Origin of the sequence: Verrucosispora sp. WMMA2044, assembly GCF_027497155.1 — a bacterium.
GTDB lineage: Bacteria > Actinomycetota > Actinomycetes > Mycobacteriales > Micromonosporaceae > Micromonospora > Micromonospora palythoicola.
Genome location: NZ_CP114913.1, coordinates 6,050,978 through 6,074,710 on the forward strand (window position 1 = coordinate 6,050,978; position 23,733 = coordinate 6,074,710).

Genomic DNA, 23,733 nt, shown 5'->3' on the forward strand with positions numbered 1-23,733 from the left:
CTCGTGCCCGCGTCTATTCGAAGATCAGGTTGATCAGGAAGTCGCCGATGAAGAAGAGGGTGGCGGCTCCGGCGATGAAGGCCAACCCGACGATCGCGATGGCCGAGCTGGTCAGCACCTTCGAGATCTCGCCCCGGCTGGCGCGGCCGATGAAGATGACGCCCAGCACGGCGAGCAGGATCGGCGCGATCTTGCTGGCGAAGAAGGTGACGACGCCCTCGGTGTCGATCCCCTTTGGTTCCTCCGCGGCGAGCGGAATCGACGACACCAGGGTGGAGAGCAGGTGGAGGGCGCTTGTGGACGCCGTTTCCATCAGCTCGATGGCGATCACTGAAACCTCCCCAAGTCGCGGCCGGCGGCGCCGCGGTGGTGCAGTAGGCAAGCCTTGCGGGATCGGTGCTCACTGTGCGCAGTGCTCGGAACCCTGCGTACGACAACCGCCACGAAGGGTGGCGATTTTTGGGTGGGTTGTCCCGCTTCGGCCCTCCCTCCAACCGTCGCCATCTCGATGCTGGACAATTCCACAGCGTACGGGCCGCCCCTCTTTGCGACAAGCCGCGAAGATGCTGCCCGAACCGACCCGGACGACCGATCGTACACCTGTTCCAATTGGCATGTCAGGATGCTCGACCGGGCCGTCTGCGAGGGGCGGCCGGGCCGGTACCGTCCTACTCGTGACCGATCTGGTACGGGCTCCGGCCCCGGTGGTGATGGGCGTCCTCAACGTCACGCCCGACTCGTTCTCCGACGGCGGACGCTACGTCGACGTCGACGCCGCCGTCGCACACGGCGTCCGGCTGCGTGCCGACGGCGCGGAGTTGGTGGATGTCGGTGGAGAGTCGACCCGGCCGGGTGCCGACCGGGTGGACGCGGAGACCGAGGCCGCCCGCGTGGTGCCGGTCATCCGCGAGCTGGCCGCGGCAGGCGTTCCGGTCAGCATCGACACCACCCGGGCCCGGGTCGCCGTCGCGGCGCTACAGGCCGGCGCGATCGTGGTCAACGACGTCTCGGGGGGTCTCGCGGATCCCGACATGGTCGGGGTGGTCCGGGACGCCGGCTGTCCCTGGGTGCTGATGCACTGGCGCGGCCACTCCCGCCGGATGAGCGAGTTGGCCAGCTACGGTGACGTGGTCGCCGACGTCCGTGCCGAACTCGGCCAGCGCGTGGACGCGGCCCTCGCCGCCGGGATCGGCCCGGATCAGATCATCATCGATCCGGGCCTCGGCTTCGCCAAGAACGCCGCCCACAACTGGCAGCTCAGCGCCCGGCTGCCCGAACTGGTCGAACTCGGCTACCCGCTGCTGTTCGGCGCGAGCCGCAAGTCGTACCTGGGTCAACTGCTGGCCGGCCCCGACGGCGTGACCCGGGCGACCGACGGCCGGACGGCGGCCACCGTCGCCACCAGCCTGCTCGCGGTGGCCGCCGGCGCCTGGGGGGTACGCGTGCACGACGTGCGTGCCACCGTCGACGCGCTCGCCGTCTGGCGGGCCACCGGCCGTCCCCGGTTGGCCGCTCCGTCGGCTGCCGACACCGCGTCCGCCGGGTCGGCGGCCGGTCGGGTCGTGCCGTCGGACGCCGCCGAGTGGTCCGCGGTCGACGGGCGGGGGCGGCGATGACCGACCGGATCGAGCTGACCGGCCTGCGGGCGCGCGGCCGGCACGGGGTGTACGACTTCGAACGCGCGAACGGCCAGGAGTTCGTGGTGGACGCGGTGCTCGAACTCGATCTGGGACCGGCCGCCCGGTCCGACGACGTGCGGGACACGGTGCACTACGGCGAGTTGGCCGAGCGGTTGGTCGAGGTGGTCACCGGCGAGCCGGTCAACCTGATCGAGACCCTCGCCGATCGACTGATCGAGGTCTGCCTGGTGGATCCGCGGGTGTCCGGCGTGACGGTCACGGTGCACAAGCCCGAGGCCCCGGTGCCGCACGCCTTCACCGACGTGGCCGTGACGATGCGCCGGACGCGTACCCGATGACCCGCGCCGTGCTCTCCCTGGGCAGCAACCTCGGTGACCGACTCGCCCACCTGCGCACCGCCCTGACCGTCCTCGGTGACAGTGTCCTGCTGGTCTCCGGGGTCTACGAGACGCCGCCGTGGGGTGACACCGAGCAGCCGACGTACCTGAACGCCGTGCTGCTGGCCGCGGACCCGAACGCCGATCCCTACGACTGGTTGGCGCGGGCCCGGGCGGCGGAGGACGCCGCCGGTCGGGTCCGGGACCCGGAACGGCGCTTCGGTCCCCGCACGCTCGACGTCGACGTCGTCGCGGTGTGGACCGACGACGACCGCCCGGTGTTCAGCGCCGATCCCGAGTTGACCCTGCCGCATCCCCGGGCACATCTGCGGGCCTTCGTGCTGCGGCCGTGGATCGACATCCAGCCCTACGGCCAACTGCCCGGGCACGGTTGGCTCACCGACCTGCTCACCACCGGGCCGGTCGCCGTCGAGGTGCCGGAACTGAGCCCCCGGCCCGATCTGACGTTAGAGTCGACGGCATGAGCGAGCGCAGTGGGCGGACCATCAGGCTCAGCGCGACCGGGTCTCATGGCGGGGCGGCGCGCGGCGGGGTACCGGCATGAGCGTGTCCCCGCCACCCGACGGGTCGCGGATGGGCCCCACCCGCATCTCGACCCTGGTGGTGACCGCCCTCGCCGCCGCCGCGGTGGCCTGGCTGCTGATCAGCGGCATCTACTACGAGCGGCTGCCGCCGCTGCCCTGGTTGCCGGTGGTGACCCTCGCCGGACTGGCGGTGCTGGAGGCGTACGCCGCGATCAACACCCGGGGTCGGATCGACCGCCGACCGGGCCGGGATCCGGTCAATCCGTTGATGGTGGCTCGGTTCGTCGTGCTGGCCAAGGCATCCGCGCTGGTCGGTGCCATCTTCACCGGCGGGTACGCGGGGCTGACCGGTTGGTTGTTCGTGCAGCCGACGCGGGCTGCCACCGATGACCGCCCGGCGGCCATCGCCGGCCTGCTGGCCTCGGCCGCCCTGGTGGCCGCCGCACTCTGGTTGGAGCGGGCGTGCCGGGTCCCGGAGCGGCCCGACGACGAGCATGAGCCGGACGACTGGGAGAGCCACCCGGATCGTCGCTAGTGCGACCGCCCCGAGGCTCACCCCGGTGGCCTCGACGTGGCCGGACACCGGACACCGCCCGGGCCGCCGGCCCAGCCCCAGCAGGGGGTTCCGCCCGGCTCGGACGCGCGGGTACGGTGCCTCCGACCGAAAGGCAACGCCCGCCGCCGGTCCGCCCGTGCGTCGGTGGAGTCCGGGCGGCCGCTGGGAGGCAGGAATCATGGGGTACGACGAACCGGGCCGTGACGGACCGCCGGAGCCCGCCTCGGCCGGTCCCGCGACCGGGACGGAGGCCGTCCTCGACGATCCCGACGCCGAGTCGGGCCGGGACCGTTTCGGCGTCTACATCGTCTGGGAGACGTTCCTGCTGCTCGGCTTCGGCGCACTTGTCTACCTGGTGTGGCGTGAGGATTCGGCGGTGCTGCGCGGCAGCGGGTTGCGGGATCTCATCGTCGACGTGATCGGTCTGGGTCTGCTGGCCCTGGCCGTCGGGCTGACCCTGCGTACCGCCGCGGTCAACCTCGCTGTCGGACCGGTGGCGGTCGCGGCCGGGCTGCACTTCGCCGAACAGAGTGACCGCGGGGTGCTCGGCGCCGTCGGCACGGCCACCGCGGTGGCGGCGATCGGTGGGCTGGTGCTCGGCCTGGTGGTCGTGCTGCTGCACGTGCCCGGTTGGGCGGCGAGCCTCGGTGGTGCCGCCGGCGTCATCGTCTACATCGAGCAGCGCTCCGCGCCGGTGCTGGTGCAGGGCGATTACGACCCGCGGGGCACCGCCGGACAACTCTTCGTCGGCTTCGCCGCGATCGCGGTGTTCGGCGGGCTCCTCGGAGCGGTGAGCCCGATCCGTCGGCTGGTCGGCCGGTTCCGTCCGATCGGCGACCCGGCCCGTCGGCGGGGTACGGCTGCCGCTGTGGTGGCCACCACCGGGTACGTCTGCTCCACCGTGCTCGCGACCCTCGCCGGGGTGCTGATCGCCTCGATGGGCGGGACGGTGACCCCGGCGGCGGGACTGGACTGGACGGTGCTGGCGGTGGGCGCGACGCTGCTCGCCGGCACCAGTGCGTTCGGGCTGCGTGGCGGGGTCTTCGGCACGCTGCTGACGGCCGGTGCGATCGGGCTGTTCCTGGCGTACGCGCAGGCCCGTGGCTGGACGGTCAGCCGGTGGGCGGTCGGCGGCGCGGCGCTGGCCGGCGGGCTCGTCGTCACCCGCCTGGTGGAGACGTACGGACGTCCGGTGCCGGTGCTCGGGGCACCGCCCCCGCCGCCGCCGGAGCCGGCCGCCGAGAGCGGGTGGAGTGTGACGCAGCCGCAGCCGGTCGGTGACTGGCCGCCCGTGCTGCCGGCCCAACCCCCCGTCGGCGGCACGGACCCGTGGGGAGCCCGGCGCTGGGAGACCGGCTCGCGTACCTGGGAGGCCGACGACCGGTGACCGGTCGGCAGCTTGTCGGCGCGCCGAGCGTGATCTCGACGGTTAGGCTCGGCACATGACCGACACATCATCGATCTCCGGCGGCCGGTCGTTCGAGGAGTTGGACGTCCTCTCCACCGAGGAACTGCGGGAACGGGCGTTCACCCTCGCCCGGGAGCGCCGGGACGTACGGTTCTTCTGGTCGGTGCTGCGGCACCTGCCGAACGCGGACGAGGCCGCCGCGCTGGACGGCGCGCCGAACTCGGTGGGGCCGACGGTCGACGAGGCGGTGGCCCTCTGGCGCGAGATGACCGGGCACGGCTATGAGGAGTCCGCGCCGCTGCTGCGCGCCGCGTTCATCGACTACCTCATGAAGCACTAGCGGGCCAAACGCGCGTACCACCATAAATGACGCCTCGCGTTTGCCTGCGTCGATCCGCTGGGAAATAGCGGGGCCATGGCTCTCACCAATCGATACAAGTCCGCACCGGGCGCTGGTACGCTCGCCGCGCTCATTCTGGTCCTCGTCTTCGGTAGTCCCTGGTACGTCGACTGGGCCAGGGACAACACCGATCCCGACAGTGCCGGCGGGTGGTTCCTGAGACTGCTCGCCTGGCCGGCCTGGCGATTCGACTCCGACGACTCGATCCAGGAGATCTTCGCCGACGACCTGCGGGCGATCCTCGTGGTCGTCCTCACCTTCCTGTTCCTCTACCTGCTGCCGGGCTCCCAGCTCGCCCGTGCCCGCGGCACCATCAGTCAGTTCTTCGCCGGCTGGGCGGCGTTCGTCTTCGCCGGGGCCTTCGCGGCCCTGTTCACCACGCTGATCCGGACCAACCCGTCGCTGTTGGGCGCCTTCCAGGCGGCGGGGGACGGCGCGGAGTACGGCCTCTTCGTCGGCTGGATCATCGGCATCGCCACCCTGGGCGGCTACCGGGGCCGGCGCTGACCGTACGGCCGGGTCCGTCGTGCGCGACGGACCCGGCCGACCACTCGTGCCGGAGTCACCCGTGGCGTTCCGCCCGCCGACTCGGTCGGGCGACGCAGGCGGGGACACTCAGCCGGCCGACTCCGTGAGCGTCAGGAGGCGTTCCCGGCTGAGCGTCCCGACCGGCTGTCCGTCCTCGGTGACCACGGCCCGGCCACCGGCGGCGGTGAGCAGCACGGCCAGCGCGTCGTACGCCGACCCACCCAGCGGTAGCGACGGGAGGTCCGCGTCGCCGTCGACCGGCAGCGGATCGAGTACCTCCCGGGTCACCGGGGTGACGGCCAGCCGGCGGATGCCCCGATCGGCTCCGACGAACTCGCGGACGAACCCGGTGGCGGGAGCGCCGAGCAGCGTCGCCGGGGTGTCGTACTGCTCCAACCGGCCGCCCTCGGAGAGCACCGCGATCCGGTCACCGAGCCGGACGGCCTCGTCCAGGTCGTGGGTGACCAGGACGATGGTCTTGCGTACCTCCGCCTGCAACCGCAGGAACTCCTCCTGCAGCCGGGTACGCACGATCGGGTCGACGGCGGAGAAGGGCTCGTCCATCAGCAGCACCACCGGGTCGGCGGCGAGCGCCCGGGCCACCCCGACCCGCTGCCGCTGGCCGCCGGAGAGTTCGTGCGGGTACCGCCGGCCGAACTGCGCCGGGTCCAGGCCGACAAGTTCCAGCAGTTCCTCGACCCGACGCTTGACGGTGCCGGTTGCCCAGCCGAGCAGCCGGGGCACGGTGGCGACGTTGGCGGCCACCGTCTGGTGCGGGAAGAGTCCGACGTTCTGGATGACGTAGCCGATCTGGCGGCGCAGTTTGACCGGGTCGGCCCGGGTGACGTCGGAGTCGTTGAGCAGGATCCGACCGGCGGTCGGCTCGATCAGCCGGTTGATCATCCGCAGCACGGTCGACTTGCCGCAGCCGGACGGGCCGATGAGGACGACCAGTTCGCCCTCGTCGACGTGCAGGCTGAGCTCGCGGACCGCCTCGGTGCCGTCCGGGTAGCGCTTGCCGATGCCGTCGAGGGAGATCGACGCCGCGCGTCGATCACCGCCGGCCCCCGGGGTAACGTCCACGTATGTCCTTCCGCCTGAGCTACCGGGCTGATCCGGGTAACCCGTGGTTCTCCTGGCAGTACGTGCGGGACAACTCTGACACGGTGCTCGACGCCCTGCGTGAGCACGCCACGCTGACCCTCCGGGCGGTGCTCATCGCCGCGCTGATCGCCGTCCCGCTGGCCGTGCTGGCCTACTGGTTCCGGCCGCTCACCGGGCCGATTCTCGCACTGACCGGGGTGCTCTACACGGTCCCCTCCCTGGCCCTGTTCGCATTCGTCGCACCCTATCTGGGCATCGGCGTCGCGACCGTGTTGAGCGTGGTGGTGCTGTACGCGCTGCTGGTGATCGTCCGTAACACCGTCGCCGGGCTGAACCAGGTGCCGGCGGAGGTCCGGGAGGCCGCCGAGGGCATGGGTTACGGCCGCTGGGGGCGACTGGTGCGGATCGAGTTGCCGCTGGCCCTACCCGGCATCCTGACCGGCCTGCGGTTGGCCACGGTCTCCACGGTCGCCCTGGTCACCGTCGGTGTGGTGATCGGACGGGGCGGGCTCGGGCAGATCATCTTCGCCGGCTTCCAGAACAACCTCTACAAGGCTCAGATCATGACCGGGACGTTGCTCTGTGTCCTGCTGGCGCTGGTGCTCGACCTGCTGCTGGTGGGGGCCGGTCGGCTGCTCACCCCGTGGCTGCGCGGGAGGACCGGATGAGCGCCGCGACGAATCCGGTGTCCCAGGCGGTGGTCTGGCTCAACGATCCGCTGAACTGGACGAACCCGGGCGGCATCCTGGACCGCCTAGGCGAGCACGTCAGCATGTCGGCCGCCGCGGTGCTGCTGGGCTGCCTGGTGGCCTGGCCGCTGGGTCTCTGGCTGGGCCACACCGGCCGCGGCGGCGGGCTGGTGGTGCTGGTCTCGAACCTCACCCTGGCGGTGCCCACGCTCGCCCTGCTGACCATCCTCCCGTTGACCTTCCTCGGCTTCGGTCGGCCGGCGGTGGTGCTCGCGCTTGCGGTCTTCGCCGTGCCGCCGCTGCTGGCCAACGCGTACACCGGAGTGCGGCAGGTCGATCCGCAGACCCGGGAGGCGGCCCGTGGCATGGGCATGACCGGGGTGCAGGTGCTGCGCCGGGTGGAACTGCCGCTCGCGGTGCCCTATCTCGCGGCCGGTTTCCGGACCGCCGCCGTCCAGGTGGTCGCCACGGCGGCGCTGGCGACCTTCGTCAACGGTGGCGGCCTGGGGGAGATCATCCGGTTCGGTTTCGGCCTGAGCATCGCGGTCGGTGGTGGCCAGATCCTGGCCGGCGGGCTGCTGGTGGCCGGGCTGGCGGTAAGCGTCGAACTGCTCTTCGCACTCGTCGAACGGCTGGTCACCCCGCGTCCGCTGCGCCGCGCCCGGCGCCGTGCCGGGCGACGCGCGGCGGATGCCGTCGCCGGCTCCTGACAAGGGGACGACTCAGGACATCGAGCAACCCGGCGCGAGGGCTGGTCGTGCGATCCGCGTCACCGGTACGGCGTCAGTCGCATGCGACGACCCCGATGGGTGACGTTCCGGTGACGAATGCCTCCTCGGCTTGTCGGTGGGGCACGGCAGGATGTTGGGTGGACATCGCGGGCGGCAGGCGGGATCGCCCGTCGGACACGCGGCCGGCCCCTCCGGGCCGCGCCGGGACACGGAAGGCGGGCTCATGCGCGCAGGTAGAAGACTGTCCATCGCGGTCGTGGGGGCTGTCGCGGCGGCGACGGTCCTGGCGGGGTGCGGCGACGCCGGTTCCTCCGGCACTGAGGCACCCCAGCAGGGTGCCTCGGGCGAGGGTTGCGCGCCGGTGGCCGGTGAGCAGTTGATCGCACTCGAGGACGACAAGTCGCTGCAGAACGCCGACAACATCATCCCGGCGGTCAACAGCGAGGTGGCGAACCCGCAGTTGATCGCCGCGCTCGACAAGGTCTCCGCAGTGCTCGACACGCCGAAGCTGGTGCAGCTCAACAAGGCGGTCGACGTGGACCGCAAGAGCGCCCAGGCGGCGGCGCAGGAGTTCGCCGACGCCAACTCGCTGACCGACGGCGTGCAGCGCGGACCGGGCGGGCGGATCACGGTGGGGGCGGGCAACTTCACCGAGAGCGAGATCATCGCCGAGCTCTACAAGATCCAGCTGACCGCCGCCGGCTACCAGGTCTCCGTGCAGCAGATCGGCAACCGCGAGTTGTACGAGCCGGCGTTGGAGAAGGGCGAGATCCAGGTCGTCCCGGAGTACGCCGCCACCCTCGCCGAGTTCCTCAACGGCAAGGTGAACAGCGGTGGCCAGCCGGTCTCCTCGCCGGACGTCGACAAGACCGTCACCGCGCTGCGTGGCCTGGGTGAGCAGGTGGGTCTGACCTTCGGCGCGCCGGCGGCCGCGCAGACCCAGAACGCCTTCGCCGTGACCCAGGAGTTCGCCGACAAGTACGGCGTGCGGACCCTCTCCGAGCTCGCCGAGAAGTGCTCGGGTACGGCGACGGTGCTGGGTGGTCCGCCGGAGTGCCAGGAGCGCCCGTTCTGCAAGCCCGGTCTGGAGCAGACCTACGGGCTGTCGGTCGGCTCGTTCTCCTCGCTCGACGGCGGTGGCCCGTTGACCAAGACCGCGTTGCGCAACGGCACGATCAGCGTCGGCCTGGTCTTCTCGACCGACGCGGCGTACGCGCAGAACTGAGCAGCCGCGCCAACCACGTCGGCGCCCCGGTCGAGTCGGCCGGGGCGCCGTCGCGTCGCCAGCCCCGAAAGCGCCGCTGCGGAGCCCCTTCTACACTCGCGACGGACACCTGCCGTCGAGCCGTTCCCAGGTGACGCAACTCTCGGTAGGCTGCGGACCCATGCCCGCCCCGGTGCCCGCCGATCCCCGCAAGCTGCTCACCGTGCTCTTCTGGGGCGGTGTGGCCCTCGCTCCGGTCGCGGCGCTGATACTCCTGGTCGCTGACGGCAACGGGCCGCTGCGCTTTGCCGCGGTGCTGGCCATTCTGGCCGTGGTGCTGATCGGCCTGTCCATCGCACTGCGTAGCGACGGCGGTGGACAGCATGCCGAGGAACTCCGCGAGGAGGTCGACGAGCTGCGGCGGGAGCTGCGCGGTGAGATCGTGGCTGCCGCCCAGCGTGGCAACCAGGCGCTCGACGAGATCCAACGGGTCCAGCAGGCGCTGGCCGGGCTGCGTCAACGGGTCGACTCGGGTGGCGTCACCGCGGTCGCGAACGACGAGCCGCCCGGCCCGGGCCGGGCCCGGGTGTCGGCACCGGAGGCACCGCCGCGGCAGACCGAACGACCCGCCGCGTCGGCCGGGGTCTACGGCACCGCCCAGCCCGCCCCGGGCCGGACCGGCGGGTACGGCGCAGCGCGTTCCGGGCCCGGCAACGATCGTCCGGCCAGCGGCTCAGCAGGTGTCTACGGTTCGCCGGTCCCTCCCGAGCAGGACGATCGCCCGGGTGAGGCGGCAGGGCGGCCACTGGGGGTGGTCCGGCACACCGAGACGGTGCACGTGACCACCCGGCACACGATCGTCGGCGAGTCCGGTGGCCGGTACGGCGGCTACCCGGCGGCGTGGTCGGGATCGTCGCCCGGAGAGCGCCGGCGAGGGCACGGCATCGACGAGGACGACCACTCGTGGTCCGACGGCGATGATCGTTCCCGCCGGGACGACAGTCGTCGCTGGTCCGGTGCGGAGCGCCCGGACGAACGTTCCTGGTCCGGGACGGGCCAGGAGGAGGCGCGCGCGTGGTCCGGCCGTGACGAGGAACGTTCCTGGTCGGGGCGCTCCCACGAGGAGGACCGCCCGTGGTCGCCAGCGCCGGAGGAGAGCCGCTGGTCGACCGGGGACGACGACTGGTCCGCCGCCCGCGACGGCGGCTCGGGCTACCCGGGCGGGCCCGCCGGTGACCGCGACTGGGGCTCACGGGACGACCGGGGCTGGGACGCGGGTGGCCAGCAGTGGGAAACTCCCGCGGAGCCGACACCGGCGGCTCGGGGACATCGGGCGGACGACACCGGGGCGTACTGGGCGCAGCTGCGCGCCGGAGACCGGTGGGCGGCGGTACGTGACGACGATCGGGGCCGCGAGGTGCGCGTCGGCGAACGCCGAGCCGAACTGCACGCCGATCCGGTCGGCACCGAGTACCGGGTCGAGGACCGCTGGGCGAGCGTACGCCGCGACGAGCCACGCCGCGCTGCGGGCGACGACGCGTGGCGCGACGGCTGGGGCGAGCCGGAGGGTCGTCCGGCGTTACCCGCCGGTGGGGTGCCGGTGCCGCACGAGTGGCGCCCGCCCCGCGAGCGCGGCTACCAGCCGGAACCAGCGCGGGGCCACCAGCCGGAGCCGGCGTACGGGTACCAGTCCGAGTATCCGCGCGGCGAACGTCCCGGCGGGGAGTCGTACGGCCGCCGGCACCGCGTGGAGGAGCCCGGATACGGTCCGGCGGGGAGCGACGCCGGCGCTGGTCGCTGGCGCTGATCCGGCGACCGTGCGCCCTTCACGAGCCGCGCCGGATCGCGCCGTCACTTGTCGATGTCGCCCACCACGAAGAACATCGAGCCGAGGATGGCGATCAGGTCCGGCACCAGACAGCCGGGCAGCAGGGTGGCCAGGGCCTGCACGTTCGCGTACGAGGCGGTGCGCAACTTGAGCCGCCACGGCGTCTTCTCGCCGCGGGAGACCAGGTAGTACCCGTTGATGCCGAGCGGGTTCTCCGTCCAGGCGTACGTGTGTCCCTCCGGTGCCTTGAGCACCTTCGGCAACCGGGTGTTGATCGGACCGGTGAGCCGGTCGACCCGGTCCAGGCACTGCTCCGCCAGGTCGAGTGAGGTGTACACCTGGTCGAGCAGCACCTCGAAGCGGGCGTGACAGTCGCCGGCCGTCTTCGTCACCACCGGCACGTCGAGCTGGTCGTAGGCCAGGTACGGCTCGTCCCGGCGCAGGTCCAGATCGAGCCCGGACGCCCGGGCGACCGGGCCGGACGCACCGAACGCGGCCGCCTCGGCCGCCGACAGCACCCCCACGCCGACGGTACGGGCCAGGAAGATCTCGTTCCGGCGGATCAGGTTGTCCAGGTCCGGCATCCGGCGGCGTACCTCTCCGATGGCGGCCCGGGCCCGACCGGTCCAGCCGGCCGGCACCTCCTCCTTCAGACCGCCGACCCGGTTGAACATGTAGTGGATCCGTCCGCCGGAGACCTCCTCCAGCACCGCCTGGAGCGTCTCCCGTTCCCGGAAGGCGTAGAACATCGGGGTGATCGCCCCGATCTCCAGCGGATACGAACCAAGGAACATCAGGTGGTTGAGCACCCGGTTCAACTCGGCCAGCGCCATCCGTAGCCAGGTGGCCCGCTCGGGCACCTCCATGCCCATCAGCCGTTCCACCGCGAGCACCACGCCCAGTTCGTTGGCGAACGCCGACAGCCAGTCGTGCCGGTTGGCCAACACGATGATCTGCCGGTAGTCGCGCACCTCGAACAGCTTCTCGGCACCTCGGTGCATGTAACCGACGACCGGTTCGGCGGCGAGCACCCGCTCGCCGTCGAGCACCAGCTTGAGCCGCAGCACACCGTGCGTGGAGGGGTGCTGCGGTCCGATGTTCAGCACCATGTCCGCGCCGAGCTGCTCCCCGCCGGTGCCCGCCACCAGCCCGGCGCCGGTGCCGACGGTCAGCTCGCGCAGCTCGCCCGTGGTCATGCCCGCCATCGTGCCATGAACCGCCGGGCCTGGCGGTGATCGCCCGTCAGCCCTGCGGACCGTCAGCCCCGTCGGTGCGGGTCGCGAGGGGTGGCAGCCGGTCGGCCGGTAGTCCGACGGGCTGCCACAGCCACCAGTGGCCGCCGAGGCCGGCCGGGTCGGTCAGCTCGGCCGCCGCCGACGCGGTGGCCAGTGCCCGCAGGTAGCCGGCCGGGTCACTGGTGGCCAGACTCAGCGGCGGTCGGCCACCGTCGGCCCCGAGCGCTCGCAACGCCTCCCGCTGTGACGTCAGGACGTACGCACACTGGGCGACCCGCTCACCGGCGGCGGCGGCCGAGTCCATGGCCACGTGTGCGGTGACGTCGCAGGAGCCGTCCGGCACCGGCGGCACCTGCCGCCCAGCCCGGTACCCGGTGAGCGTCCCGTCGACCGGTCGCTCCGCGCGCAGGTGGCCGTAGTCCACGGCCAACGCCAGCCCCTGCTCGACGCACCCCACGGCGTGCGCCCACGCCTCGTCCCTGGTCCGCCCGATCTCCGCCCGCCCCATCGGCGGTATGCGCGTCGGGGTGCGGTCCGTGGGGGTGTGGTCCGTGGGGGTTTCCGGGCAGCCCGGCCGGCTCCGGGCGGTCAGGCTTGATCCCTGCGCCGGCCGGGCTGCCCGAAAACCCGACGTGGTCGGGCCCGACCCGTCCGTCGGGGTCTGCGGGGGGAGGTTCGGATCATCCGTGCGGGTCCGCGCCCCGGGGGGCTGGTGGGTCGGGGTGGGCCACCAGGTCGTCAGCCAGGTTGTGTCGTCTCGACTTACTGGTTCGCCTGTCGTCTCGGCTCCCGTGGTGGGGTCGACGAGCAGGTAGTGCCAGTTGTGGTCGGTGTGGACGGCGAGGTCGAGGGGGACGTTGTCGAGCCACTCGGTGGCCAGGAGCAGGCCGGTGATCTCGCCGGGGATCTGGTTTGTCCAGGTGATCTGGTCGGGAAGGTTCTCGGGGCGCGGGGCGAGTTCGACGGCGGTGAACCGTACCCGCCGAGCCAGCGGAACCGGCGTCGACGGCGACGAATCGACGGACCCGGACGAGACACCACCCGGGCCGGGGCGAACGGCGGCCGTGGTGGTCAGGGTTTCCGGGGAGCCCGCCCGCGCAGGGATCAAGCCTGACCGCCCGGAGCGGGCGGGCTCCCCGGAAACCCCCACGGCGAGTGAGTTGAGCAGTTCGCCACCCCCAGCCCCCACATCCACCACGTCGAACCGGTCGGGGAAGCCCAGGGCGGCGTCGAGGTGGTGGATCAGGCGGAGCAGCGCCGAGGTGAAGACCGGGGAGGCGTGCACGCTGGTCCGGAAATGGGCTGCGGGCCCGGCGCCGGAGACGAAGAAGCCCTCCGGCCCGTAGAGGGCATGCCGCATCGCCTCGCGCCAGCACATCGACATGGGGCCCTCCTCACACCGGTGAACGATTTCACACAACCTTGTTTCAGATCCGCTTCAGAGACGCATACTTGCCCCGACCGGTACCCCGTCTCGAGGACTGGATCGTGACATGAGCGCACGGCTGCGCACCCACTCGGCCGCCTACCGGCGGCCCGCGACCTTGGCGTCGGCCAAGGTCGGCACTCCTGCCCGGCTCACGGTCGGCGTCGTCGGCGCCGGACGGGTGGGCGCCACCCTGGGTGCCGCGCTGGCCGCCGCGGGTCATCGGGTGGTCGCCGCCAGCGGGACGTCCGGCGCTTCCCAGGCCCGACTGGCGCTGCTGCTGCCGACGGTTTCCCGCCGCCCGGCCATCGAGGTCGCCCGGGCCGCCACCGACCTGCTGCTGATCGCCGTACCGGACGACGCGCTGGCCGAGGTGGTGGCCGGTCTGGCCGCCGACGGCGCGTTGCGTCCCGGCCAGGTGGTCGCGCACACGTCGGGGGCACACGGCCTGGCCGTGCTGGCGCCGGCCAGCGCGGCCGGTGCCCGTCCACTGGCGTTGCATCCCGCGATGACCTTCGCCGGCACGCCCGACGACCTCGGCCGGCTGCCCGGCATCTCCTACGGGGTGACCGCGCCGGCCGACCTGCGCCCGCTCGCCGCCCGGCTGGTGGTCGACCTCGGTGGGGTGCCGGAGTGGATCGCCGAGGCCGACCGACCGCTGTACCACGCGGCGCTGGCGCACGGCGCGAACCACCTGGTGACCCTGGTCAACGAGGCGGCCGACCGGTTGCGCGACGCCGGGGTGGGCCAGCCCGAGAAGGTGCTCGCCCCGTTGCTGCGTGCCGCGCTGGAGAACGCGCTGCGCCTCGGCGACGACGCGCTTACCGGCCCGGTCTCCCGGGGCGACGCCGGCACGGTGCGGCGGCACCTGGCGCGGCTCGCCAGCACCGCACCCGAGGCGGTCGAGCCCTATCTCGTGCTGGCGCGGCGTACCGCCGATCGGGCCGTCGCGGCCGGCCGGCTGCGTCCGGCCGACGCGGCGGCACTGTTCGGCGTCCTGGACGACTACCGGAGCGGGGTGGTGGCGTGACCGTCGGCGGAGGACAGGTGTCGAGCGGGGTGGAGCACGTGACGGAGCTGGTGCACACGCGTGCCGACCTGGCCGAGGCACGAGCAGCCTGCACCGGGACGGTGGGGGTGGTGATGACCATGGGCGCGCTGCACGAGGGGCACGAGACGCTCCTGCGCGAGGCCCGGGCGCGTGCCGACCATGTGATCGTGACGATCTTCGTGAACCCGCTGCAGTTCGGGCCGAACGAGGACTTCGACCGCTACCCGCGTACCCTCGAAGCCGATCTCGACGTGTGCCGGCGAGCCGGGGCGGACCTGGTCTTCGCTCCCTCGGTGGGTGAGATGTACCCCGGCGGCGAGCCGGCGGTCCGGGTCAACCCGGGGCCGCTCGGCGAGGATCTGGAGGGGCTCAGCCGGCCGGGGTTCTTCCACGGCGTGCTCACCGTGGTGCTGAAGCTGCTTCAGCTCACCCGCGCGGACCTGACCTTCTTCGGTGAGAAGGACTACCAGCAGCTGACCCTGGTCCGGCGGATGTGTCGGGACCTGGACGTTCCGGTCGAGGTGGTCGGGGTGCCCACGGTCCGGGAACCGGACGGTCTGGCCCTCTCCAGCCGCAACCGTTACCTTTCGCCGGCCGAGCGCTCGATGGCGCTGAACCTGTCCCGGGCGTTGCGGGCCGGTGCCGAGGCCGCCTCGGCCGGTGGCGACGCCGCAGCGGTCCTGACGGCGGCACACGTCGCCTTCGGGGTCGGCGAATCCGGCGCGCGGCTCGACTACCTGGTGCTCACCGATTCGGATCTGGAGCCCGGGCCGGTCCGTGGCCCCGCCCGGCTGCTCGTGGCGGCCTGGGTGGGCAACACCCGGCTGATCGACAACACTCCGCTCCGGCTCGACCCGGCTTCCTGACCACACGTACCCCGCGAAAGGCGTCCCGATGTTCCGCACGATGCTCAAGTCCAAGATCCACCGGGCCACGGTGACCCAGGCGGACCTGCACTACGTTGGCTCGGTGACCGTCGACGAGGATCTGCTCGACGCCGCGGACCTGCTCCCCGGCGAACAGGTGGCGATCGTCGACATCACGAACGGCGCCCGCCTGGAGACGTACGTGATCCCGGGTCGGCGGGGCAGCGGTGTGATCGGCATCAACGGTGCCGCTGCCCGCCTGGTCCAGCCGGGCGACCTGGTCATCCTCATCTCGTACGGGCAGATGGACGATGCCGAGGCCCGCGCGTACCGCCCCCGGGTGGTGCACGTCGACGCGGACAACAAGGTCGTCGACCTCGGCGCCGACCCGTCGACCGCCGCGCCCGGCACGGCCGGTGCTCCGGTGCCCAACCCGCTGTCGGTGTAGCGGGACCGCCTGTTGGCCATGTCGCCGAGCGAGACGTACGAGTAGTTGGTGGATTCGCCGCTCAAGTGAACCTTTTGTGCCGGCCGTGAGCGTCGCGCCGCGATTCCGGTCTGTCACCGGAAGGTCATTTCTGGTTACCCTGGAGGCGCCGTCGGGGGACGGCCGCTGACTGGGGGAGGCGGCGCCATGCAGCGTGCGACGAGGACCCTGGTCACGGCCTTCATCGTGGCGGCGCTGCTGGCCGGCTGTGGGTCGACCGGCGGGCTGGACGGCGACCTGGTCGACGACTGGGCCGCGTTGCCGCCGCCCGGGCCCTTCATCCCGGCCGTCGGGGTCTGTCACGAGGCCGACTTCGCCGAGGTGGTGCCGCTCGGGGCGTACGCGCCGGTGGACTGCGCCGCACCGCACCGGGTGGAGACGGTGCACGTCGGCGCCTTCCCCGCCGCACGGAAGCAACCGCCGCCCACCGGTTCCGCCGAGCTGCGGACCGCCTTCGCCGAGTGTGACAACCGGGCCAACGGCCACGTCGGTGACAACTGGCGGGCCGGGCGGCTCCGGTTGGCGGTCGCGGTGCCGTCCGGGCCGGGCTGGGCCGCCGGGTCGCGCTGGTACCGCTGTGACCTGATGGAGGTCAGCACGGTGGAGGCCGGTGCCAAGGTCGTGTTGCGTACCGGCTCGCTGCGCGACGCGCTCCGTACGGCGTCGGCGCTGCGGCTCAGCTGCCAGCAGACGCGTACCGGCGGGGGCGGGGTGGTGCAGACCCTGGTGCCGGTGGCGTGCACCGACCGCCACGACGCCGAGTTCGCCGGGGTCTGGTCGGCTCCGGACCGCCCGTACCCGACCAGCAGTGTGCAGTGGGCACCCTTCTACGCCGGGTGCCGCTCGGTCCTCGCCCGCTTCGCCGGTGTGCCGGACGACGACGATCTGATCTTCCGTACCGACGTGGTGGTGCGGCCGCCCAGCGCCGGTCGGTGGCGGGTCGGCGACCGGGGGATCCGCTGCTATCTGTGGCTCAGCGACCGTCGGGTGACCGGAACGCTCAAGGACGCCGGCCCGGCGGCACTGCCGGTGCGGACGAAGTAGCCGGAACCACTCGTCCCGCCCCCGCCGCCCGAGGCGAAGGGCATTCGGGTTGACTGGGGGCATGGATCTACCGACCGTCGGCCTGCCGGCGTTGCCGACCCGACTGGCCGCCCCGGCGCCCGGCTGGGTGGAGACCACCGACGTGATCGTGGTCGGCTCCGGGGTGGCCGGGCTGACCGCCGCATTGCATCTGCGTGAGGCGGGACTACACGTCACTGTGGTCACCAAGGTCGACATCGACGAGGGATCGACCAGGTGGGCGCAGGGCGGCATCGCCGCGGTCCTCGACCCGACCGACACCCCGGCCATGCACGCCTCCGACACCGAGATCGCCGGCGTCGGTCTGTGCGACCCGGCCGCGGTCCGCGTACTCGTGGAGGAGGGGCCGACCCGGCTGCGGGAACTGATGCGTCTCGGTGCCGAGTTCGACCGCAACGCCGACGGGTCGTTGATGCTCACCCGCGAGGGCGGGCACCGGGCCGACCGCATCGTGCACGCGGGCGGCGACGCGACGGGCGCCGAGGTGCAGCGGGCGCTACACGCGGCGGTACGCCGCGACCCGTGGATCAGGCTCGTCGAGCACGCGTTGGTGCTGGATCTGCTCCGGGCCCCCGGCGACGGTCCGGGTGGGCTCGGTGCGGCGTGCGGGATCACCCTGCACGTGCTCGGCGAGGGCAGTGAGGACGGTGTCGGCGCGCTGCTGGCCCGCGCGGTGGTGCTGGCCACCGGCGGTATGGGGCAGATCTTCGCGGCCACCACGAACCCGGCGGTCTCCACCGGCGACGGGGTCGCCCTGGCCATGCGGGCCGGTGCGGCGGTCACCGACGTGGAGTTCGTGCAGTTCCACCCGACCGCGCTGATCGTGCCGGAGCACTCCCGGGTGCCCGGCGCCGGGCACGCCCAGCAGCCGCTGGTCTCCGAGGCGCTGCGGGGCGAGGGCGCGTACCTGGTGGACACCGACGGCAAACGCTTCATGCTCGGCCAGCACGAACTGGCCGAGCTGGCCCCCCGGGACGTGGTCGCCAAGGGGATCCACCGGGTGCTGCTGGCCACCGGTGCCGACCACGTCCACCTCGACGCCCGTCACCTCGGCGGTGAGTTCCTGGCCCGCCGGTTCCCCACAATCGTCGCGTCGTGCCTGGCCATCGGGGTCGACCCGGGAACCGACCTGATCCCGGTGGCGCCGGCCGCGCACTACGCCTCCGGCGGGGTGCGCACCGACCTGCGCGGCCGGACCTCGATCCCCGGTCTGTACGCCTGCGGCGAGGTCGCCTGCACGGGCGTGCACGGCGCGAACCGGCTGGCCAGCAACTCGCTGCTGGAGGGGCTGGTCTTCTCCCGGCGGATCGCCGACGACATCGCGTCCGGCCTGCCCGAGCAGGCCCGCCCGGCGGACACCGGGGCGTGGCGGGGTGCGGGCGGCTGGGTGCTGCCGGCCGAGACGACACCGGTGTTGCAACGGGCGATGACCAGGGGCGCCGGAGTCCTCCGCTCGGCCGCGACGCTCACCGCCACCGCCGCCGAACTGGTCGAGCTGGGCGTCGCTCGCGGCACCCCGCGCACCGCCGACTGGGAGGCGACGAACCTGCTCACGGTGGCCGCCACACTTGTCGCCGCGGCGTACGCCCGTCAGGAGACCCGGGGCTGCCACTGGCGGGAGGACTTCCCGGTGGCCGACGAGCGGTGGCACGGCCACCTGGTCGGTGCCGTCGGTGGAGCGGGACGGTTGACCACCCGGTGGGAGGAGACGCGATGACCAGCGAGACGGAGCGGATGCTGCGCGCGGCCGGGCTGGACCCGGACCAGGTACGCCGGATCATCGAGAACGCGCTGGTCGAGGACCTCGGCCCGGACGGGCTCGACGTGACAAGTACCGCCACCATCCCGGCGGCACAGACCGACACCGCCGACGTGGTGGCCCGCGCCGAGGGCGTGGTGGCCGGGCTGGCCGTCGCCGCCGCCGTGTTCGAGTCGGCCGCCGAGGCGATCGGGATCGGGCGTACCGTCGAGGTGTCGCTGGTGGCCCACGACGGCGAGCGGGTGGCCCGGGGGGACGTGCTGGCCACGGTGACCGGCCCGACCCGGGTGCTGCTCACCGCCGAACGGACCGCCCTCAACCTGCTCTGCCGGATGTCCGGGGTGGCCACCCACACCCGGGCCTGGGCGGACGCGTTGGCCGGCAGCAGGGCGATGGTGCTGGACACCCGCAAGACCACCCCGGGGTTGCGCGCCCTGGAGAAGTACGCGGTCCGGGCCGGTGGTGGCACGAACAAGCGGATGGGCCTGCACGACGTGGCCATGGTCAAGGACAACCACAAGTTCGCGGCGGGCGGTGTCGCCGCCGCGTACCGGCGGGTCCGGGAGGCGTTCCCGGACGTACCGGTGCAGGTGGAGGTGGACACCCTCGCCGAGGCTGTGGAGGCGGTCGAGGCCGGAGCCGACTTCCTGCTGCTGGACAACATGCCTCCGGCGGTGCTCGCCGAGGTGGTGGCCGCTGTGGGCGATCGGGCCGAGCTGGAGGCGACCGGCGGGCTGACCCTCGCCGACGCCGCGGCGGTGGGCGCCACCGGCGTCGACTACCTCTCCGTCGGCGCGCTCACCCACTCCTCACCGATCCTGGACATCGCCCTGGACCTGCGCACGGAGTGAACCCGTCTAGGCTGCGTGCGTGCTGCTCTGCATCGACATCGGGAACACCAACACCGTGCTGGCGACCTTCGACGGCGACAAGCTGGTGCACTCCTGGCGGATCAAGACCGACGCCCGTTCGACCGCCGACGAGCTGGGTCTGATGTTCCGGGGACTGCTCGCCGGCGACGCCGTCGAGATCACCGGCGTGGCCGCCTGCTCGACGGTCCCGGCCGCCCTGCGCTCGCTGCGGACCATGCTGACCCGCTATTACGGGGAACTGCCGAGCGTCATCGTCGAGCCCGGGGTGCGTACCGGGGTGCAGCTGGCCATCGACAACCCGAAGGAGGTCGGCGCGGACCGGGTGGTGAACACGCTGGCCGCGTACACCCTCTACGGTGGGCCGTCGATCGTCGTCGACTTCGGCACCACCACGAACTTCGACGTGATCAGTGGTCGGGGCGAGTTCCTCGGTGGCGCGTTCGCTCCGGGCATCGAGATCTCCTTCGACGCGCTCGCCGCCCGCGCCGCCCAGCTGCGCAAGGTCGAGGCGACGCGGCCCCGCTCGGTGATCGGCAAGAACACCGTCGAGTGCCTCCAGGCGGGCCTCTACTTCGGCTTCGCCGGTCAGGTGGACCGGATCGTCGAGCGGATGGCCGCCGAGCTGGGCGAGCTGAAGGCGGTGATCGCGACCGGTGGGCTGGCGTCGCTGGTGCTCAACGAGTGTCGGACGATCACGCATCACGAGCCCATGATCACGCTGATCGGGTTGCGCATGGTGTACGAGCGGAACGTCTGACGCTTCTGGTCTTGCGGTGGGGTTTCCGAGCAGCCCGACCGGCTCCTTCTTGCGGTGGGGTTTCCGGGCAGCCCGACCGGCTCCGGGCGGTCAGGCTTGATCCCTGCGCCGGTCGGGCTGCCCGGAAACCCTCGGTGGGGCAGCGTCATCCGTCCGTTGAGGGAGGGGTCTGGTGCGGAGTTGGGTCCGTGCGTCGGTGTTCAGGTTCTTCGGGCGCGGGCTACGAGGGTGGTGTACGGGAGGGTGATGGCCTGCTGGTCGGCCAGGTCGGGGTGGGTGTGTAGGAGGGTGCGGACCTGGTGGTCGACCTCGGCTCGGCGGGCGGGGGTGGCGGTGAGGTAGTGGGAGCGGGTGCGGACCAGGCCGAGCAGCTCGTCGGGGGTCAGCGTGGTGGCGTGGGTGAATTCGGCCCACTCGGGGGCGGTGAACAAGTCGCCGAAGTCGGTCACGCTCTGCCGTAGGTGTTCGACGGTGTCGCCGATCTCGGCGATCCGGCTCAGCTCGACCACCCAGCCGCACGAGTCGTCCCGCAGGTTCCACAGCGGCGCGAAGACCCCGCCGGGGCGCAGTACCCGGGCGATCTCCGCGTGTGCCCGTGGCCGGTCGAACCAGTGGTACGCCTGGCCGGTGAGGACGGCGTCGGCGAACCCGCCGGGCAGCGGCATCGCCTCGGCGCTACCGGCCAGCGCGCGCACGTCGGAGCCGACCGACGTCAGGTGGGTCCGCATGCCGGGGGCGGGCTCGACGGCGGTCACCCGGTGCCCCAGGGCGAGCAGTCCACGGGCCAGGATGCCGGTACCGGCAGCCAGATCGACAAGCCGCGCGGGGGCGTCGATGCCGTCGAGCGCCCACCGCAGCGCCGCCTGTGGATAGCGGGGACGGTAGCGGTCGTAGTCGGCGGCGGCGGTGCCGAAGGAGAGGGCCTGGGTGGGGTCGGTCATGACCGGCAGGCTATCCAGTAACGGTCGCCGGGGCGTTTGAGTACGCTCGGGCCTGACCCCGCCCGAATTCTCCCGCCGAGGAAGCGTGCCGTGACCCAACAGAGCCCCGTGCCAGTCGACCCCGCCGACGACCTTCCCGAGCAGATGAAGGTCCGCCGGGAGAAGCGGGACCGGATGCTCGCCGACGGTGTGCAGCCCTATCCGGTCGGCTACCCGCGTACCAGCACCCTGAGCCAACTGCGCGAGCGTTACCGGGAGCTGCCGACGGACACCGCCACCGGCGACCGGGTCTCGGTCACCGGCCGGGTGATCTTCGTGCGGAACACCGGCAAGCTCTGCTTCGCCACCCTGCGCGATGGTGACGGCACCGAACTGCAGGCGATGCTGTCGCTGGACCGGGTCGGCGCGGATCGGCTGGAAGCCTGGAAGCGCCTGGTGGACCTGGGCGACCACGTCGGGGTCACCGGTGAGGTGATCACCAGCCGCCGGGGTGAGTTGTCGGTGCTGGCCGAGGAGTGGGCGGTCACCGCCAAGGCGTTGCGCCCGCTGCCGGTGGCGCACAAGCCGCTCAGCGAGGAGGCCCGGGTCCGGCAGCGCTACGTCGACCTGGTCGTCCGTCCGCAGGCGCGGCAGATGGTCCGTACCCGGGCGACGGCGTTGCGGAGTCTGCGCGATTCGCTGCACGGCGAGGGTTACCTTGAGGTCGAGACCCCGATGTTGCAGTTGCTGCACGGGGGTGCGGCGGCCCGTCCTTTCGTGACCCACAGCAATGCGCTCAACACGGATCTGTATCTCCGAATCGCGCCGGAACTGTTTTTGAAGCGCGCTGTCGTCGGCGGCGTCGAGCGGGTCTTCGAGATCAACCGCAACTTCCGTAATGAGGGCATCGACTCTTCGCACTCGCCCGAGTTCGCCATGCTGGAGGCGTACGAGGCGTACGGCGACTACGACACGATGGCCGAGTTGACCCGTAATCTCGTCCAGCGGGCGGCGATCGCGGTCTCCGGATCGACGGTGGTCACCCACGCCGACGGTCGGGAGTTCGACCTCGGCGGTGAGTGGCGTTCGGTCACCCTCTTCGGTGTGCTTTCCGAGGCGCTGGGCGAGGAGGTCACGGTCCACACCGAGCAGGCGCGCCTGGTCGAGTACGCCGACAAGGTGGGCCTGGCCGTCGACCCGAAGTGGGGGCCGGGCAAACTGGCCGAGGAGCTGTTCGAGGAACTTGTCGTACCCGGCCTTGAGGCGCCGACCTTCGTGCGGGACTACCCGGAGGAGACGAGCCCGCTGACCCGGGCGCACCGCAGCGAGCCGGGCCTGGCCGAGAAGTGGGACCTGTACGTGCTCGGGTTCGAGCTGGGGACCGCGTACTCCGAGCTGGTCGACCCGGTGGTGCAGCGGGAACGGCTGGTGGCTCAGGCCCAACTGGCCGCCCGGGGCGACGACGAGGCGATGCGACTGGACGAGGACTTTCTCCGGGCGATGGAGTACGGAATGCCGCCGGCCGGTGGCATGGGAATGGGAATCGACCGGCTCCTGATGGCGCTGACCGGCCTGGGAATTCGGGAAACCATCCTCTTCCCGTTGGTCCGCCCTGAGTAGTCGTACGAGAACTTACCGCCTCGTTACCGCATCCTATTGACGCGACAAGCATCTGGCGGGTTATTGTGCTTGTGCAGTTGGCAGGAGCAACCCTGCTCGAAAGGAATGTGGCGTGGCCAAGCAGATCATTCACAAGCTGGTCGATGACCTGGACGGCGGGGACGCGGACGAGACCGTCAAGTTCGCGCTCGACGGTGTTCAGTACGAGATCGACCTGTCAGGTTCGAACGCAGAGAAATTGCGCGAGGTATTCGCCCCGTACATCGCCCACGGCACGAAGGTCGGTCGCGGCGGTGTGGTCGTCGGTGGTCGGGCCGCCCGTGGTCGCGGTGGTGCCACCGCCGACCGTGAGCAGAACAAGGCCATTCGGGCCTGGGCGCGCAAGGCCGGCAAGGACATCTCGGACCGGGGCCGGATCCCGCAGGAGATCGTCGACGAATACCACTCGAAGGCCGGTCACTGAGACCAGGCACCACGAGCGGCCATGACGCCGGTCCGGAGAAGCTCTCCGGGCCGGCGTCGGCGTCGGCGGGACTAATCGGGGCATGCCGCGCGTTGTCCACAGCCGGTGGATGTCTTGTCCACAACCTGTGGATGGTGCCGTCCCCGGTCGGGGCGCCCCCGTGCGGCGTTCCCGGCGGTCCCGG

25 protein-coding genes are annotated in these 23,733 nt (G+C 72.1%); 20 read left to right on the forward strand and 5 right to left on the reverse strand.

Annotation, left to right across the window (positions count from 1 at the left end; all coding sequences use genetic code 11):
- Window positions 1–13: 13 nt before the first annotated feature.
- Window positions 14–331, reverse strand: a complete 318-nt coding sequence (locus O3597_RS27385) for a hypothetical protein (protein ID WP_164448628.1) — start codon at window positions 329–331, stop codon at window positions 14–16.
- 343 nt (window positions 332–674) lie between these two features.
- Between O3597_RS27385 and folP the strand changes: the two genes are divergently transcribed.
- The 7 genes from folP to O3597_RS27420 all read left to right on the forward strand — a co-directional run bounded on the left by folP (window position 675) and on the right by O3597_RS27420 (window position 5,433).
- Window positions 675–1,616, forward strand: coding sequence for a dihydropteroate synthase (gene folP, locus O3597_RS27390; RefSeq protein WP_281602832.1), 942 nt, complete (start codon window positions 675–677; stop codon window positions 1,614–1,616).
- Window positions 1,613–1,978, forward strand: coding sequence for a dihydroneopterin aldolase (gene folB / locus O3597_RS27395; protein ID WP_164448627.1), 366 nt, complete (start codon window positions 1,613–1,615; stop codon window positions 1,976–1,978). The genes folP and folB overlap by 4 nt, the downstream gene beginning before the upstream one ends.
- Window positions 1,975–2,502, forward strand: coding sequence for a 2-amino-4-hydroxy-6-hydroxymethyldihydropteridine diphosphokinase (gene folK, locus O3597_RS27400; RefSeq protein WP_164448626.1), 528 nt, complete (start codon window positions 1,975–1,977; stop codon window positions 2,500–2,502). Before folB ends, folK begins: the two co-directional genes overlap by 4 nt.
- A gap of 109 nt (window positions 2,503–2,611) precedes the next feature.
- The gene (locus O3597_RS27405; RefSeq protein ID WP_208020961.1) at window positions 2,612–3,097 is read left to right on the forward strand and encodes a DUF3180 domain-containing protein; all 486 of its coding nucleotides are present in this window, start codon (window positions 2,612–2,614) and stop codon (window positions 3,095–3,097) included.
- A gap of 199 nt (window positions 3,098–3,296) precedes the next feature.
- On the forward strand, window positions 3,297–4,505 hold the full coding sequence (locus tag O3597_RS27410) for an ABC transporter permease (RefSeq protein WP_281602833.1): 1,209 nt from the start codon (window positions 3,297–3,299) through the stop codon (window positions 4,503–4,505).
- A gap of 55 nt (window positions 4,506–4,560) precedes the next feature.
- Window positions 4,561–4,866: a hypothetical protein gene (locus O3597_RS27415; protein ID WP_093409856.1), complete on the forward strand. Its 306-nt coding sequence runs from the start codon at window positions 4,561–4,563 to the stop codon at window positions 4,864–4,866.
- A 75-nt stretch (window positions 4,867–4,941) separates the two neighbouring features.
- Window positions 4,942–5,433 (forward strand): hypothetical protein, encoded by a 492-nt coding sequence (locus tag O3597_RS27420; protein ID WP_164448623.1) that lies wholly within the window; start codon window positions 4,942–4,944, stop codon window positions 5,431–5,433.
- 108 nt (window positions 5,434–5,541) lie between these two features.
- Here the strand turns inward: O3597_RS27420 and O3597_RS27425 are convergent, their stop codons facing one another.
- Window positions 5,542–6,537 (reverse strand): ABC transporter ATP-binding protein, encoded by a 996-nt coding sequence (locus O3597_RS27425; RefSeq protein ID WP_281602834.1) that lies wholly within the window; start codon window positions 6,535–6,537, stop codon window positions 5,542–5,544.
- A gap of 2 nt (window positions 6,538–6,539) precedes the next feature.
- On the opposite strand from O3597_RS27425, the gene O3597_RS27430 reads away from it, so the two are divergent.
- The 4 genes from O3597_RS27430 (at window position 6,540) to O3597_RS27445 (ending at window position 10,989) form a co-directional block, all read left to right on the forward strand.
- The gene (locus O3597_RS27430; RefSeq protein WP_164448621.1) at window positions 6,540–7,226 is read left to right on the forward strand and encodes an ABC transporter permease; all 687 of its coding nucleotides are present in this window, start codon (window positions 6,540–6,542) and stop codon (window positions 7,224–7,226) included.
- Complete coding sequence (locus O3597_RS27435; protein WP_281602835.1) at window positions 7,223–7,957, forward strand: ABC transporter permease; 735 nt, start codon at window positions 7,223–7,225, stop codon at window positions 7,955–7,957. Before O3597_RS27430 ends, O3597_RS27435 begins: the two co-directional genes overlap by 4 nt.
- A gap of 244 nt (window positions 7,958–8,201) precedes the next feature.
- Window positions 8,202–9,203 (forward strand): glycine betaine ABC transporter substrate-binding protein, encoded by a 1,002-nt coding sequence (locus O3597_RS27440; RefSeq protein ID WP_281602836.1) that lies wholly within the window; start codon window positions 8,202–8,204, stop codon window positions 9,201–9,203.
- A gap of 160 nt (window positions 9,204–9,363) precedes the next feature.
- Window positions 9,364–10,989, forward strand: coding sequence for a hypothetical protein (locus tag O3597_RS27445; protein ID WP_281602837.1), 1,626 nt, complete (start codon window positions 9,364–9,366; stop codon window positions 10,987–10,989).
- A 44-nt stretch (window positions 10,990–11,033) separates the two neighbouring features.
- Here O3597_RS27445 and O3597_RS27450 read toward each other — a convergent pair whose 3' ends face one another.
- Both O3597_RS27450 and O3597_RS27455 read right to left on the reverse strand, forming a co-directional pair.
- On the reverse strand, window positions 11,034–12,215 hold the full coding sequence (locus O3597_RS27450; RefSeq protein WP_281602838.1) for an NADH-quinone oxidoreductase subunit D: 1,182 nt from the start codon (window positions 12,213–12,215) through the stop codon (window positions 11,034–11,036).
- Between the two features lie 37 nt (window positions 12,216–12,252).
- Window positions 12,253–13,629, reverse strand: coding sequence for an SAM-dependent methyltransferase (locus tag O3597_RS27455; RefSeq protein WP_281602839.1), 1,377 nt, complete (start codon window positions 13,627–13,629; stop codon window positions 12,253–12,255).
- A 109-nt stretch (window positions 13,630–13,738) separates the two neighbouring features.
- Between O3597_RS27455 and O3597_RS27460 the strand changes: the two genes are divergently transcribed.
- The 7 genes from O3597_RS27460 to O3597_RS27490 all read left to right on the forward strand — a co-directional run bounded on the left by O3597_RS27460 (window position 13,739) and on the right by O3597_RS27490 (window position 20,546).
- Window positions 13,739–14,701 carry a Rossmann-like and DUF2520 domain-containing protein gene (locus tag O3597_RS27460; RefSeq protein ID WP_281602840.1) on the forward strand — a complete coding sequence of 321 codons (963 nt, stop codon included), beginning with the start codon at window positions 13,739–13,741 and terminating at the stop codon, window positions 14,699–14,701.
- A gap of 38 nt (window positions 14,702–14,739) precedes the next feature.
- Complete coding sequence (gene panC, locus O3597_RS27465) at window positions 14,740–15,588, forward strand: pantoate--beta-alanine ligase (RefSeq protein ID WP_281604651.1); 849 nt, start codon at window positions 14,740–14,742, stop codon at window positions 15,586–15,588.
- A 28-nt stretch (window positions 15,589–15,616) separates the two neighbouring features.
- Window positions 15,617–16,036 (forward strand): aspartate 1-decarboxylase, encoded by a 420-nt coding sequence (gene panD / locus O3597_RS27470; RefSeq protein WP_164448617.1) that lies wholly within the window; start codon window positions 15,617–15,619, stop codon window positions 16,034–16,036.
- Between the two features lie 186 nt (window positions 16,037–16,222).
- Entirely contained in the window at window positions 16,223–17,119 is an 897-nt protein-coding gene (locus O3597_RS27475) for a septum formation family protein (protein WP_164448616.1), read from the forward strand.
- Window positions 17,120–17,180: 61 nt separating this feature from the next.
- Entirely contained in the window at window positions 17,181–18,875 is a 1,695-nt protein-coding gene (locus tag O3597_RS27480) for an L-aspartate oxidase (protein ID WP_281602841.1), read from the forward strand.
- Window positions 18,872–19,768 carry a carboxylating nicotinate-nucleotide diphosphorylase gene (gene nadC, locus O3597_RS27485; protein ID WP_281602842.1) on the forward strand — a complete coding sequence of 299 codons (897 nt, stop codon included), beginning with the start codon at window positions 18,872–18,874 and terminating at the stop codon, window positions 19,766–19,768. The genes O3597_RS27480 and nadC overlap by 4 nt, the downstream gene beginning before the upstream one ends.
- Before the next feature lie 19 nt (window positions 19,769–19,787).
- Window positions 19,788–20,546 carry a type III pantothenate kinase gene (locus O3597_RS27490; RefSeq protein ID WP_164448613.1) on the forward strand — a complete coding sequence of 253 codons (759 nt, stop codon included), beginning with the start codon at window positions 19,788–19,790 and terminating at the stop codon, window positions 20,544–20,546.
- Window positions 20,547–20,746: 200 nt separating this feature from the next.
- Here O3597_RS27490 and O3597_RS27495 read toward each other — a convergent pair whose 3' ends face one another.
- A complete protein-coding gene (locus O3597_RS27495) occupies window positions 20,747–21,487 on the reverse strand; it encodes a class I SAM-dependent methyltransferase (protein WP_281602843.1) in 741 nt (246 codons plus the stop codon).
- Window positions 21,488–21,577: 90 nt separating this feature from the next.
- Here O3597_RS27495 and lysS point away from each other — a divergent pair, with 90 nt between their 5' ends.
- Complete coding sequence (gene lysS / locus O3597_RS27500; RefSeq protein WP_164448611.1) at window positions 21,578–23,086, forward strand: lysine--tRNA ligase; 1,509 nt, start codon at window positions 21,578–21,580, stop codon at window positions 23,084–23,086.
- Window positions 23,087–23,198: 112 nt separating this feature from the next.
- Window positions 23,199–23,549 carry an Lsr2 family protein gene (locus O3597_RS27505; protein ID WP_093409819.1) on the forward strand — a complete coding sequence of 117 codons (351 nt, stop codon included), beginning with the start codon at window positions 23,199–23,201 and terminating at the stop codon, window positions 23,547–23,549.
- The last annotated feature ends 184 nt before the right edge of the window (window positions 23,550–23,733 follow it).